Here is a 12,437-nt window from a genome sequence, read left to right as displayed (position 1 = left end):
GATTATAGTGCTGCCGTTTTTTCAATTGTTTTGCTGATCTCAATAGAACGTTCGGTCGCGTGTTTAATGGCTTTGGCAATGGCTTCTCCGCCGCCTTCTGACCTGAGCGCATCGAGGCCGGCTTCCGTCGTGCCGTTTGGAGAGGTGATGTTTTCCCGAAGCACATCCGGTTTTTCACCCGTTTCCATCAGCATTTTAGCTGCGCCCAATAACGTTTGCGCGCCGATTTTGCGGGACAGCCGTTTGTCTAAGCCGGCTTCTTCACCTGCTTTTTCAATAAACTCCATTAAATAATAAAAGTACGCCGGTCCGCTGCCTGCGATGCCGGTGAAAATGTCCATCTGATCTTCTTTGATCACGTATACTTCCCCGAGGCATTCCAAAAGGGATACCGCGGTTTTTGCTGAACCGTAAGAGACATGGTCTCCGAAAGCCGCAGCTGTTGCCGATTCGCCGATCATGCTGGATGTGTTCGGCATCACTCTTACAACTGGCTGACGGTCATGTAATGATTGTTGTATAAATGAGGTTGTTATGCCTGCCAGAACAGACAGGATGATTTGATGAGGTTGAATACGCCGTTTCAGCGTAGCAAGAGCGATTTCAGCATCCTTCGGTTTCATGGCTAAAATAAAGACATCAATGTCTTCGGTTTTCATGCTGTCAAAAGCAATGCCTTGAATTCCGTATTGATGTTCCAATTCAGCGAGTCGCTCTGTATTGCGGCGGTTTGTCACGCAGATGTTTTGGTTGGGAATTTTTTTTGCGCGGACCATGCCTGATATCATTCCTTCAGCCATTGATCCTGCTCCGATAAAAGCAATTTTCTTTTGATCTAAGATCGGTAACATCTCCCTTGTTCGTATTTTGTTCGTATTTTTCACACGTTTTTTATGTTACCACTTCAGGAGTCGATGTCAAGTTTGAAGGTTTTATTGATATGTATTGTTCCGAGCCTGTTATTATGTATAATGAATCACAAAACAAACCTTACAAATCTTTTGAGCCCGGGAGGCCGGGTTCGTTCCGGCCGGATTTAAAAATTATCTGAAATGGCTTTTTCTATCAGCTTTTTGCAGCGGTCAAGCTCTGTCTTCAGCTGTTTTTTGTAAAGCTTCGCAGCTTCATAGTCTTTAAATTGATAGAGAACGACTTCCTGGAGTTTGGCTCCCTCTTTTTTCACTTTTACTTGCTTTAAAATCCCGTCATCCAAAAGTTCGTGAAGTGAACGGTACACCTCGGTATGATTCGGCTTAAAACCGATGGGTTTAAATTCCGAACGCAGCACCTCGAGAAGCTTCAGTCCGTAAAGCCGTTCCTGCTCTGTCATTGTAATCATGTAAAGCTTTAAAAAAGCTCTTTGTTTCACTAAAAAACCGGTTGAACTTCTTTTTTCTTCTTTCAATATGTGCACACCCTTCCTTCTAACAAATTATTCCATGTGCTAAATATTCTCTTTATATCCCGTTTTTCCTTTTTATCGTTCGGACAGTTTGATTTGTATTGATTTGTTTTTTGGAGAGCGGGGAAAAATAATTTTAATGAACATTTGGTACATAGTTTATTTAGTTTAATTATAACTGATATCGGTTTCTTTTTCACTCTTTTTTCTGCAAAAACGGATCTTTATGCCTATTTATTCGGGTTGCGGAAACAAAAAAAGACCCGTCACGAAGACAGGTCCCCTTTTGTTTAAGGATTAGTTGACCACAAACCGGCAGTTTTGATGAAAATGCGCGGATGTAATTTCAATTGAGCAACCATATATTCTGCAAGATCCTCAGGCTGCATGACTTTTTCCGGATTGCCGTCTGTCAGATTTAATTCAATAGACATGTCGCTGGCAACCGTGCTCGGCGTCATTGCGCTGACACGGATATTGTGTTTTCTGACTTCCTGCATGAGAGATTCAGTCAGACCGAGAACGGCAAATTTAGAAGCGCTGTACGCACTTGTCGCCGCGGCGCCTCTTTGGCCCGCCGTAGAAGAAATATTAATGATATCTCCTGATTTTCTCTCAATCATTTCAGGAAGAACGGCGCGTGTCACGTGGTATACACCCATTACATTAACTTGAATGATGTCTTCCCACTCTTCAGGCGTAAGATCCAAAAATCCGCCGAATTTGCTGATTCCGGCATTGTTAATCAAGATGTCAATCTCACCGAGTTCTTCTTTAATAGAGGAGACGGCTTGCTCAACCTCTTTTTGGTTTTTTACATCGGCAGCAGCGAATGATGCCTTTACACCAAGGGCTTTCACTTCTTCCGCAACCTTTTCGACATTTGCTTCTGTGCGGCCGATTAAACCGATATTGACTCCTTCTTTGGCTAAAGCGATAGCGGCGGCGCGGCCGATTCCTCTGCCCGCACCCGTGATAAGAGCCGTTTTGTTTTGTAAGCTTTCCACGTCTTTCACCCTTTCTGAATGTCCTTATGTACGATTTCACATTATAAGCAGAAAAAAAACAATTAGCAAATAAAATGATTCAACACGATCCGTAAAGGGTATCAACTGAAAAAAAGGAGTGAAAAGAAGATGATCATCATTTTGTATATCAGTGCTGCCGTTGCGGCTGCCGCATTAATTTATGCAGCCGTATCCGCCGTGCATTTTAAAAGAAACACAGCGCCTGATATAAAGAAGATTAACGCCGCGACAGCGTCCATGCAGACGGCCGTTGATGAAATCAAAACAGAAACCGATCTGTTATCGCAAAAGCAGAAAGAACTGCAGGAAGATTTTCTCACTAAAAAAACAGCCGTGCAAACGACGGCGGCCGAAGTTAAAGGAACGCCTCACGTCTTAAAAATGCTCTGGAACGCCGGTAAAAGTGATGTATGAGCCTGCATGTCATCCGACGTTTTTGATGACACTAAGAGAAACCGGCGGATTCAAGGAGGCATAACATGATTTGCGATCGTGAGCGGCTTGCGCGTTTTTTGCAGCAGCTTAAAGCACTATCATATTCGGGAGAATTTACAAAATCGGATTTGCTGACTCCGGCTTTCCATTTAGCCAAGGACGGAGATCTGGATTTGTATTATTCGCCTCATAATGAATATATTAACCCTCATGCAGTCGTTGCCATTTCCGGAATCACACCCGGTTTTTTTCAAATGCAGCTGGCTTACAAAAAAGCGGCACAGCTTTTAAAAGATGGCGAAACTCTTGAAACGATAGCGTATGAAACAAAAAAAGCGGCCGGACTTTCCGGTTCAATGAGACAGAACATCATCGAAATGCTTAATGAATGCGGTCTGCCGGCCGCGCTTCACGTTGAGGATTCATCCCGGTTATTTGATTCAAAACGGGAGCTTCTTCATACAACGTCCGTTATCAAACACCCTGTTTTTTATAAACAGAAAAACTATACGGGACATCGGCCGGCAATCAGCAGATCAGCTCTTCTCAGCCGTTACGCGCTGAGATGTTTTCCGGATGAAATAGAAATGATAGAAAAGGACATTCTGCTTATCCCTCTCGGTAAAGCAGCAGAATCAGCCTGCCGCATGCTGAAGAAGAACGGCAGAATGGGTCATGCGGTCATTCTGGAAGGCTTCCCGCATCCGTCCGGAGCAAACGGACATCGTTTCAAACAATTTCACGAAAACAAACAATCGTTACGTGAACAAATTCAGCGCTTTGCCGGGTTTCTTCAGCAGCTGTAAAAAACGCCCCGAATTTTCGGGGCGCTGCTGTTAAGAAGCGTATTCAGGCAATGCTTTATTGTGTTTTGCCGTTTTCTCTTCAGGTATTTTGATTTGATTTGTCAAGATTGCACTTACGAAATAGAGCGCTGCGAAAATCCATACAACGCCTTGTGCGCCGACAAGTCCGATGAACGCCCAGGCAAGCGCGGGGCCGACAAATGCCGACAGTCCCGCAGCCAGATTTAACACAGACATGGCAGCACCTTTATCGCTGCCGGCCGCCGTCGGCACGATAGCCCCGACCGGAACGAACCCGGCGAGGAGCCCTCCCCATATAAAACCGACAATGCTGACGAAAAGCAAGTTCCCATGTGATACAACAGGTGCATAATATAATAAAAGAGTAAAAATGCCGCAGCCCACTCCCCCGAACCACATGACAGTCTTTTTCCAGCCGAAGGCATCGCCGACTGCGCCGAAGATTAAGTTAAAGACGATATTTCCGAGAAAGATCGTTCCCCAAATTTGAAGCCATACATTTGTAGAAATGCCGTGCTGCGCCATATGCATCGGGAGGAATACCGGAAATCCGTATGTTCCGATGCTGTTAATGATCCGAATGATCCCCCCAGAGAGCACGCGCGGATTTTCAGCAAGGATGGTGATTCCCTTCATTAATTCCTGCGCCTTTTCCCGCTTATCTGCCTTTTTCTTTTCAAAGCGGTCCCTATTTAAAATCAAAGCAAAAAACGCGCCGAGGCAGACCCAGAAAATTGAACTCCACAGTGTATTCAAATAGCCGAAGGATTTGATGGCCCAGCTTGAATACCAAGCACCGAATACAAACATCCCGCAGCAATATGCAATCCAGAACCAGCCGACCGCCGTACTGAGCCTGTTTTTCGGCGACCGGTAAATCACCCATGTCAAAAATGAATAGGCAAACAGCGGATAACCCAGCCCTTTAATAAAATACGTGACATACATCACCGGCAAATTAAGATTTTCAAATCCGTATGCGATAAACGCGGCTGTTCCGATCACGTAAAACAACAGCCCCATAACCATCGTCCGCTTTGCGCCGAAGGCTTCGAGGCAGACCCCTGAAAACCAAGACGCCACAGCGAGAGAAATACCGTAAACCGTAAACAGGGATGCTGATTGCTGTACCGTCAAGCCGTTTTCAACTAAAAACGGGCTGAGCCAGCCTTGTTCAAGGCCGTCCCCCATCATAAACAGCACGACCCCTAAAAATCCCCAGGCGAGCTGTTTCGGAATTCCTATTTTATTAAGCATTTTTGTTCCTCCTCAGCAATCTTTCATGTTGTCATCTCATCCCCAAGTCAGGCTTTCACCGCCGGCTGAAAATGAGTAAATAATTCTTGCGTATGTTTCCATTCTTCATATAGGAAGAGATCCGTCTGATCCGCTTCCGGCTCAATTACCTTTGTGCGGCTCGAAAGCTCTGCTTTCACACCGAGAGCTTCGTTGCAAATCATTGCCGCTCCCATTGCGGATGCCTGGCTGAACCCCTCTCTCTTATAGATTTTCTTTTGGAGAAGGTTAGCAAGAAACTGCGTCAAAGCATCACTTTGGAAACCGCCGCCGCACACCTTCACATAATCTTGTGAAAAGGAAGCCACCTCTGTTAACGCCTCATAGTTCCATTTGATTGAAAAAGCGATTTCCAGCAGTGCGGCTTTGACAAAATGGGCTCTGCTTAAGTTTTGAGACAGCGGAGCGTCAAAAATAAATCCGCCTTTTGCCAGTGCGTTTTTCTCTGGCGATAAATAGGAGCCTAACGCAGAAATACAAGCATGATCATGTTTCGGCAGACTTGCGATTTCCCGTTCCATGACGCCGTAGGATTCATTCGGATAAAAAATGGATTTTAATTTTTGATAATTGAGTCCTGTTACACCCGGATTCGTTTCAAGGAGCCATTGACCTTCTTCTGTATGGCAATTCAGCCATGCATTCTTTAAACTTTCAGTTCCGGTCTCAGCTGTTATCTTTATAATCGGCGTCGTCGTGCCGGATACGATGACGATATCTCCCGGCTTTGCATCTGCACTTTTGATGGCAAGCTGTGTGTCTCCCCCGCCTGCAATCACAGGCACTCTTTCAGAAAGACCGAGAACCGCCGTTTTCTTAAACGTTAACATTCCGACAACCGTCCCAGATCGGACGAGTGAAGGAAGAATGGCAGAAGGCACACCGAAGATGTTGCATAATGTCTCTGACCACGCCTTTTTCCTTACGTCAAACAGCAGTGTTTCAGCAGCCTGTGACGGTTCATAGCTTAAAATACCGCTCAGCTCAAATGTCACCCAGTCACTGATGCTTGTGATGTACTTCACTTCTTTCCATAAAGACGGCTGTCTAGCTTTTAATCCGACAAGTTTCATGGCGGAAAATAAAGCGCTCGGAAGACGTCCGGTTTGCTGATGCACTTCTTCTTTTGCCTCAATCCCGTCTTTCCATTCACGGCCTCTGTTATCAATGTTGGGCAGACCGAGAAATGCCTTTTTATCTTTATTGATCAGAACAATTCCCTGCCTCTGGCTTGTTGAGGTGATTCCGATTAATGTAATATGAGGGCTTTTGGCAATAACCTTCCTTGCCATAGCGCTGATTTGCGTCCATAGCCCTTCCGGTGAGAAATATCGTCCGTCCGGATAAAGCGGATCCGTCACATATTCAATGTCTTCCCTTTCAAGCGCGGTCACTTCACCGCCGGCTGTCACGACCGCGACTCGCGCATTCCCCGTTCCGATGTCAAATACAAGGTAGCCTTTTTGTTCAGCCATTACAGCCTCCTCCTTCCGTTTCAAGTTCTCTTTTGTTATAAAGTTCACGTATTGAGCAGGTTTGGTCATGTTTCCATTTGAAAAGCGCTCCATTTAAAATCATCACATGATGATCTTCCACTTCAAATGTTGCACCCGCTAAATGGGGAGTCGCTAACACATTCGGCAAAGAGATCAATTCATAATCAGAAGATTCAGGCGGCTCGTGATAAAACACGTCAAGGATCGCTCCCTTAATCCGCCGTTCTTTCAGCACCCGCAGCAGCTCTTCCCTGTCTGTAACCGCCGCTCTTGACGTATTGACAAAAACAGCTCCCTGTTTCATCAATTGAAAGTGCCGGGCGCCGATAAGGCCGATGGTTTCTTCTGTGCGCGGCAAGTGAACGGAAACAATATCACTTTCAGAAAATACCCGTTCAATCGTCGTTTTTTCATACTCCCGGTTTTCATGACGGACAAATGGGTCATAGTAAAGCACCTTGCAGTCAAAAGCGGCCAATAGCCGGGCGATTCTCTGTCCGACAGCTCCGAAACCGATAAGGCCGACTGTTTTCCCCGTCAGCTCATTTCCTCTGAATTTGACGTAAGCCTGCAAATAATCACCATTCCACTTCCCGTCCTTCAGCCACTGATGGGAAGAATACGTATGACGCAAAAATGAAATCACATTTCCGATAAACATTTCAGCAACAGCCTGGGCATTGCGGGCCGGTGTAAAGAAAACGGGGATTTTTCTTTTAGTCGCCGCCGCAATATTCACATTAGACGGCATTCCTCGGCAGACACCGATAAAAGCGGTATCGGGCAATATGTCAATAACACGCTCAGACACCTCATCAAGTTCAGTAATAAGCCCCGACGCGTTTGTCTCTTGAATCATTCGGATCAATTCATCTTCCCGATAGGCCCGGCCGTGCTTCTTCCACGGCCGGTGCACAGTCCGGCCGAACAGCTCAGTCAGCTCCTTCAGCCCCTCGTCGTGATATGGTGCGGTAATTAAAACCGTCATGGTGCAAAACATCCTTTTCACATAAATTTTTTCATAAAAAAATCTCTTTCCCCAAAGAAGGAAAGAGATTCATATACCGTCTTTATGCGCTTGAAGCGCACAAATATGTATAGATCATCCTTTCCTATCTTTCAAGCATACGCTTGCTGGAATTGGCACAATAAATGTTGCCGAGGTTTCGTAGGGCCAGTCCCTCCACCTCTCTGGATAGAAAATAAAATGATGAAATTGTCAGGCTGTTTAAAAGAATAAACTCATCATAGAAAAGTCTTTCCGTGATGTCAACACTTTTTTCTGAATTGACGTTCGATTTTGAAATGTTATAATGCTTACAATATAAACAAAGAGGAGAAATGGGCTATGAATTCTGCTGCAACACAGCCGAACGGGGTATTTAAGTCGGTATGCTCACTAGACTGTCCCGATCAATGCGGCTTGCTTGTGACAAAAAAAGACGGAAAAATCGTTAACATTCAGGGAGACCCCGATCACCCGGTCACATCAGGGAATATTTGCAACAAAGTCAGACACATGGCTGAGCGTATTTATGATGAGAAGCGCGTAACCGTTCCGTTAAAACGGATCGGTAAAAAAGGTGAAGCCGCGTTTGCGCCTATTTCCTGGGAGGAAGCGATCAATACGATCAGTGCGCGCTGGAAAGAGCTTATTGCCGAAGAAGGAGAGGAAAGCATTCTTCCGTACAGCTTTTACGGCAATATGGGAAAACTGGCGGCAGAGGGAATGGACCGCCGTTTTTTCCATCGTCTCGGAGCGAGTCATCTCGAACGGACGATCTGCAGCAAAGCCGGTTCTGAAGGCTATAACTATACAATGGGTGAAGGAGCGGGTACTGATCCGGAGGAGACCATACATGCAAAGCTCTTTATTTTTTGGGGGATCAATGCCGTCAGCACGAATATGCATCAAGTCATGATTGCTCAAAAAGCCCGGAAAAAAGGAGCTAAAATTGTCGTTATCGATGTACATAAGAACCAAACCGGCCGGCTTGCCGATTGGTTTATTTCCATTCGCCCCGGCACAGATGCCGCACTCGCCCTCGGTATCATGCATGTCTTATTCGACGAAAACCTTCACGATGAAGCATTTCTCACAGAATACACCGAAGGCAGTGACGAATTAAAAGCGCATGTTAAACACTATGATCCGGAAACGGTTTCTGCTATTACAGGCGTTAAAGCCGACGATATCAGACGTCTTGCGAGAATGTACGGGGAAACCTCCCCTTCCCTTATCAGGATCGGAAACGGCATTCAGCACCATGACAACGGCGGAATGATCGTCCGCACCGTCGCCTGCCTTCCGGCTGTTACAGGACAGTGGCTCAACACCGGAGGAGGCGCAATCAAGCACAACAGCGCGGTATTAAACTATAACAGACAAGCGCTCCAGCGGCCTGATCTGCTTTACGGCAGGAAGCCGCGATCATTTAATATGAACAGGCTCGGAAGCGTTCTTTTAGAAACAAAACCGCCCGTACGCTCCCTGTTTATTTACGGTACGAATCCTGCAGTGGTTGCGCCGGAAGCGAATAAAGTCAGAAAAGGCCTGCTGCGGGAGGATTTATTTACAGTCGTTCACGATCTATTTTTAACGGAAACCGCCAAATATGCGGATATCGTGCTCCCTGCTGCATCCGCATTTGAAAACACAGATTTTTACACGTCTTACTGGCATCATTTTATTCAGCTGCAAAAACCGGTGATCGAACCCTACGGGGACAGCAAATCGAATACGGAAGTGTTCCGTTTGCTTGCCGGAGCAATGGGATTTACCGAGCAGGAGCTTCAGGATTCCGATGAAGAGTTGATCAGACAGGCGCTGGACTTTCCCGACAATCCGTATATCGAGGATATTGATTACGAAGCGCTCTCACGCCATTCCTTCATGAAAGCCAAACGGAAAAAACCGCTTTTTCCGGGAAAGCTCAAGACACCGAGCGGAAGAATTGAATTATATTCGGAAAAGATGAAACAGGACGGTTATCCGGCGCTGCCGACACACATCCCTCTTGAGAGCGATGATGATTTTCCGCTTTTATTTGTCCCGGGACCGAATCATAATTTTTTAAATTCAACATTTTCGAATAATGAAAAACACGTAAAATTAGAAAAAGCGCCAAAGCTTTTTATTCATACAGAGGATGCTGTACGCCGGAACATAGAAGACGGGGAAACCGTTAGAGTTTGGAATCACCGCGGCGAGTGTGAATTAACAGCTTCGGTCGGCGAACAGGTGCTTCCCGGCGTTGCAGTCAGCCAAGGTCTTTGGGCCGATATGGATGATAAAAAACAGCTTGTCAACTCGCTCACGCCCGATCGGCTGGCGGATATGGGCGGAGGCGCTGTTTTCTTCTCCGGAAAGGTGCAGGTGGAAAAGCTCAGCAATAAACGCCGGGCGGTTTTGATGAAGGCTGAATCCTTTCAGCCGGCTTCACCGTATAAAAAGTGATAACGTTTATTGGAGGTTTGCTGTATGGATATCATTACCGGCATCGGAATCGCTTTAGCCGGATATTTCATCGGAGACGGATTGAAAAACTTTAAATCACCTGATCCTCATGAACACACTGACCACATTCTCATTAAAGAAAAAGATCTGCACTTCTATATTGGTTATTATTTAGGAGTTACGAAGGAAGAAGCAAAACAAATCGTGCCCGACACCTCTGACATTCCGCATATCACGAGAAACGGAAAGCGGTATGTGCAGAAGAATACATTAAGAGAATGGCTGACTTCTATGCTGGAAAAAGAATAACAGCTGCCATGAAAAGCGGGAAGAGTTTTTCTCTTCCCGTTCATCAAGATACGCCGCCCTGCCTCTCTTCAACCCCAAACATACGAAGGATATCGTTCTTACTTAACGAAACCTCCCCTTCTTTAGATTTCAAATAAAACCCTTTCTTATATAACCGTATGACTTCCTCATATGTAAGCTCATGACGAAGGAGCGCCATTAAACGCCCGTCTTTTTCATCCTGTTTATTGAACCATTCATACTGTTCTGACCAGTTCACTTTCTGCATGTCAAACACCTTCTCACTTTGGATTAATGCCCTTTTCGCATTTATTATACTTATTTCCCCTTTTGTAAACACTCCGACTGCCTGTGACATTTTTGAAAACAGCCGCACCCGCTACTATTAGTCACCACGTTGACTTATTTTCTATTTCGATGTATATTGTAATTGTCAACATGGTGACAATTCAGATAGGAGATACCTTATGGATATTAATTTACTAATGAAGGAACTGCATGTTATGCAACAAAGTTACGCATCATTATTTTCGGTTGTCAATAAAGTGCAGGCTCGGGGGGACGAATACTTAGAAATGCTGACTTCCCGACAGCACATGACTCTTATTGCTATTGCCCATTTACCGACGGAAGATACCACACTTATGAATATCGCTAAAAAGCTGGGCACAACAAAACAAACCGCTAACAAATTAATTTCAAGCCTCGCGAAAAAAGGATATGTTCACACTGTGCCAAGCAAACTGGATAAACGTGCAATCAATATTGAGATTACCGCTGAAGGAAAAAAAGCGTTAATTTCCTGTTCAGAAAAATCCACCTATTTTTTAGTGGATATGTTTCAAGACTTCACAACTGATGAAATTGAAACATTCTGGAGGCTATTGCAAAAACTTTATCGTTTTGATGGTGAAGAACAGGATGGTTTTGAAGAAAAAGCACATTTAAAAGTTGAAGATCAGGCACAATTCATCTCAGATGACTATGAAGAAAAAATCATGGCTGAATTTTCAAAACGGCGATATGGGGGTGCAGACGATGAATAATATGCTTTATCGAAAAGTAAAAGAAACAGAGGATAAGATGAAGGAAAAATGCTATGAGCTGAAAGATAAAATTGATCAATTTATTTCTCATGCTAAATATAAAATTCATTGCAAACGTAAACTGGACCGAGCCGGCAATTATATATCAATTGCCATTGGACTCTTTATCCTAACTGCCTCATGGCTGACCGCAACACAATGGCTGCTTTGGATAGGCGCGGCGAGTATTTTGAGTAATGCCTGTTTGCTCATTATAAAGCCTGTTAAAAATTGAAAATCTGAAAAAAGCTCTCTAAAAGAGAGCTTTCTTTTATTAATCGTCCCAGTCTTCATCTTCTTCCCAGTCATCTTTCGCTTCCTGAATCTTATTATAAAAAAATTCGATAAAGCTTTCTGCAGCGATATCTTGATAGCCAATTATCCTATCCCATTCCACTACAGGGCATTCTCCGTCTTTCATTTTATTCGTATCTAGACAGTAAGCAAAAAAATCAACATCTTCTATGACAACAAGACCATCAGCAAGTCCATAATGTTGTTTATATTCTTTGGTTTTATCTGCAACTGACGCATGATCGAAGTTATAGCCTAAAACTAAAACCCCGAATAAACCACCAGCACCGTATTTTTCTAAGAACCATTTATAGCTAATAGGAAGTTCGCATTGGAGGATTTCTTCAATGCGAGTTATGTTTTCATGGCTTGCACCCTCTGTGAATATAGCATTTTGCTTGTTTTCATTAATAAAGTTTTCAACCTTTGAATAAATCATTTAATTTAAACACCTCAATTCTCATTCTCAAATTGTTTCGCTCTCCACTTCCAATATCTCTTTCGAAAGCTTTCATATTGTGCTTTTAAAACCTTATCATTTCTAAAACTTTCACCATCAGTCTTAAGCTTATGAATAACATCACTATATTTTGTATGTAAACTGTTTGGGATTTCAAGCATTGGGCCAGGTTCTTCTTGAATCAAGTGATGTAAATTAATCTGTGTGCCATCTTTTGCATAAGGAGCATTACCGTTTTTCATAAGCTGAAGATTTGTTACGCCAAATTCTGTTTTTTGGTTCATATCAATATCTTTCATAGTATACACTCTGCGGCTTATGTCTTTAACTTTTCCCTTTGCTTTTACC

General features: G+C 44.2%; 15 protein-coding genes and 1 riboswitch. Of the genes, 6 read left to right on the top strand and 9 right to left on the bottom strand.

The genetic code is table 11. The features are described 5' to 3' along the window. Window positions 1-2: 2 nt before the first annotated feature. From proC to G9F75_RS19290, 3 genes are all read right to left on the bottom strand, one after another. A complete protein-coding gene (gene proC, locus G9F75_RS19300) occupies window positions 3-851 on the bottom strand; it encodes a pyrroline-5-carboxylate reductase (protein WP_021494173.1) in 849 nt (282 codons plus the stop codon). A 185-nt stretch (window positions 852-1,036) separates the two neighbouring features. Next, complete coding sequence (rtp, locus tag G9F75_RS19295) at window positions 1,037-1,405, bottom strand: replication termination protein (RefSeq protein WP_003153833.1); 369 nt, start codon at window positions 1,403-1,405, stop codon at window positions 1,037-1,039. A 287-nt stretch (window positions 1,406-1,692) separates the two neighbouring features. After that, complete coding sequence (locus G9F75_RS19290; RefSeq protein WP_007407344.1) at window positions 1,693-2,409, bottom strand: 3-ketoacyl-ACP reductase; 717 nt, start codon at window positions 2,407-2,409, stop codon at window positions 1,693-1,695. A gap of 129 nt (window positions 2,410-2,538) precedes the next feature. Here G9F75_RS19290 and G9F75_RS19285 point away from each other — a divergent pair, with 129 nt between their 5' ends. Together G9F75_RS19285 and G9F75_RS19280 are read left to right on the top strand one after the other, a co-directional pair. Continuing rightward, window positions 2,539-2,844 carry a DUF948 domain-containing protein gene (locus tag G9F75_RS19285; RefSeq protein ID WP_014418090.1) on the top strand — a complete coding sequence of 102 codons (306 nt, stop codon included), beginning with the start codon at window positions 2,539-2,541 and terminating at the stop codon, window positions 2,842-2,844. A 65-nt stretch (window positions 2,845-2,909) separates the two neighbouring features. Next, the gene (locus G9F75_RS19280; protein ID WP_021494175.1) at window positions 2,910-3,671 is read left to right on the top strand and encodes a hypothetical protein; all 762 of its coding nucleotides are present in this window, start codon (window positions 2,910-2,912) and stop codon (window positions 3,669-3,671) included. A gap of 30 nt (window positions 3,672-3,701) precedes the next feature. Here the strand turns inward: G9F75_RS19280 and G9F75_RS19275 are convergent, their stop codons facing one another. The 3 genes from G9F75_RS19275 to G9F75_RS19265 are packed head-to-tail and all read right to left on the bottom strand — an operon-like array spanning window position 3,702 to window position 7,472. After that, window positions 3,702-4,949 carry an RbtT/DalT/CsbX family MFS transporter gene (locus tag G9F75_RS19275; RefSeq protein ID WP_021494176.1) on the bottom strand — a complete coding sequence of 416 codons (1,248 nt, stop codon included), beginning with the start codon at window positions 4,947-4,949 and terminating at the stop codon, window positions 3,702-3,704. 47 nt (window positions 4,950-4,996) lie between these two features. Next, entirely contained in the window at window positions 4,997-6,463 is a 1,467-nt protein-coding gene (locus tag G9F75_RS19270) for an FGGY-family carbohydrate kinase (RefSeq protein ID WP_104679156.1), read from the bottom strand. Then, the gene (locus G9F75_RS19265) at window positions 6,456-7,472 is read right to left on the bottom strand and encodes a 2-hydroxyacid dehydrogenase (RefSeq protein ID WP_021494178.1); all 1,017 of its coding nucleotides are present in this window, start codon (window positions 7,470-7,472) and stop codon (window positions 6,456-6,458) included. The genes G9F75_RS19270 and G9F75_RS19265 overlap by 8 nt, the downstream gene beginning before the upstream one ends. A gap of 121 nt (window positions 7,473-7,593) precedes the next feature. Beyond that, window positions 7,594-7,686, bottom strand: a riboswitch (SAM riboswitch). Between the two features lie 146 nt (window positions 7,687-7,832). Here G9F75_RS19265 and G9F75_RS19260 point away from each other — a divergent pair. Next, window positions 7,833-9,941 carry a molybdopterin oxidoreductase family protein gene (locus G9F75_RS19260; RefSeq protein WP_021494179.1) on the top strand — a complete coding sequence of 703 codons (2,109 nt, stop codon included), beginning with the start codon at window positions 7,833-7,835 and terminating at the stop codon, window positions 9,939-9,941. A 24-nt stretch (window positions 9,942-9,965) separates the two neighbouring features. Next, complete coding sequence (locus G9F75_RS19255) at window positions 9,966-10,250, top strand: hypothetical protein (protein WP_014418096.1); 285 nt, start codon at window positions 9,966-9,968, stop codon at window positions 10,248-10,250. A gap of 43 nt (window positions 10,251-10,293) precedes the next feature. Here the strand turns inward: G9F75_RS19255 and G9F75_RS19250 are convergent, their stop codons facing one another. After that, window positions 10,294-10,518, bottom strand: coding sequence for a hypothetical protein (locus tag G9F75_RS19250; protein WP_031304185.1), 225 nt, complete (start codon window positions 10,516-10,518; stop codon window positions 10,294-10,296). A 199-nt stretch (window positions 10,519-10,717) separates the two neighbouring features. Here G9F75_RS19250 and G9F75_RS19245 point away from each other — a divergent pair, with 199 nt between their 5' ends. Both G9F75_RS19245 and G9F75_RS19240 read left to right on the top strand, forming a co-directional pair. Further along, window positions 10,718-11,296, top strand: a complete 579-nt coding sequence (locus G9F75_RS19245) for a MarR family winged helix-turn-helix transcriptional regulator (RefSeq protein WP_021494181.1) — start codon at window positions 10,718-10,720, stop codon at window positions 11,294-11,296. After that, window positions 11,289-11,570, top strand: coding sequence for a hypothetical protein (locus G9F75_RS19240; protein WP_017417952.1), 282 nt, complete (start codon window positions 11,289-11,291; stop codon window positions 11,568-11,570). Before G9F75_RS19245 ends, G9F75_RS19240 begins: the two co-directional genes overlap by 8 nt. 39 nt (window positions 11,571-11,609) lie before the next feature. On the opposite strand, the gene G9F75_RS19235 is transcribed toward G9F75_RS19240, so the two are convergent. Continuing rightward, window positions 11,610-12,068 carry an SMI1/KNR4 family protein gene (locus tag G9F75_RS19235; RefSeq protein WP_014418100.1) on the bottom strand — a complete coding sequence of 153 codons (459 nt, stop codon included), beginning with the start codon at window positions 12,066-12,068 and terminating at the stop codon, window positions 11,610-11,612. A gap of 14 nt (window positions 12,069-12,082) precedes the next feature. Continuing rightward, a partial coding sequence (locus G9F75_RS19230) for an HNH/ENDO VII family nuclease (RefSeq protein ID WP_185156496.1) occupies window positions 12,083-12,437 on the bottom strand: 355 nt, incomplete at its 5' end.

The sequence above is a fragment of the Bacillus sp. EKM208B genome (genome assembly GCF_011800725.1).
Lineage (GTDB): Bacteria > Bacillota > Bacilli > Bacillales > Bacillaceae > Bacillus > Bacillus velezensis.
Note: the sequence above shows the minus strand (reverse complement) of the source record. Positions and strands in the feature narration are given on the sequence as shown.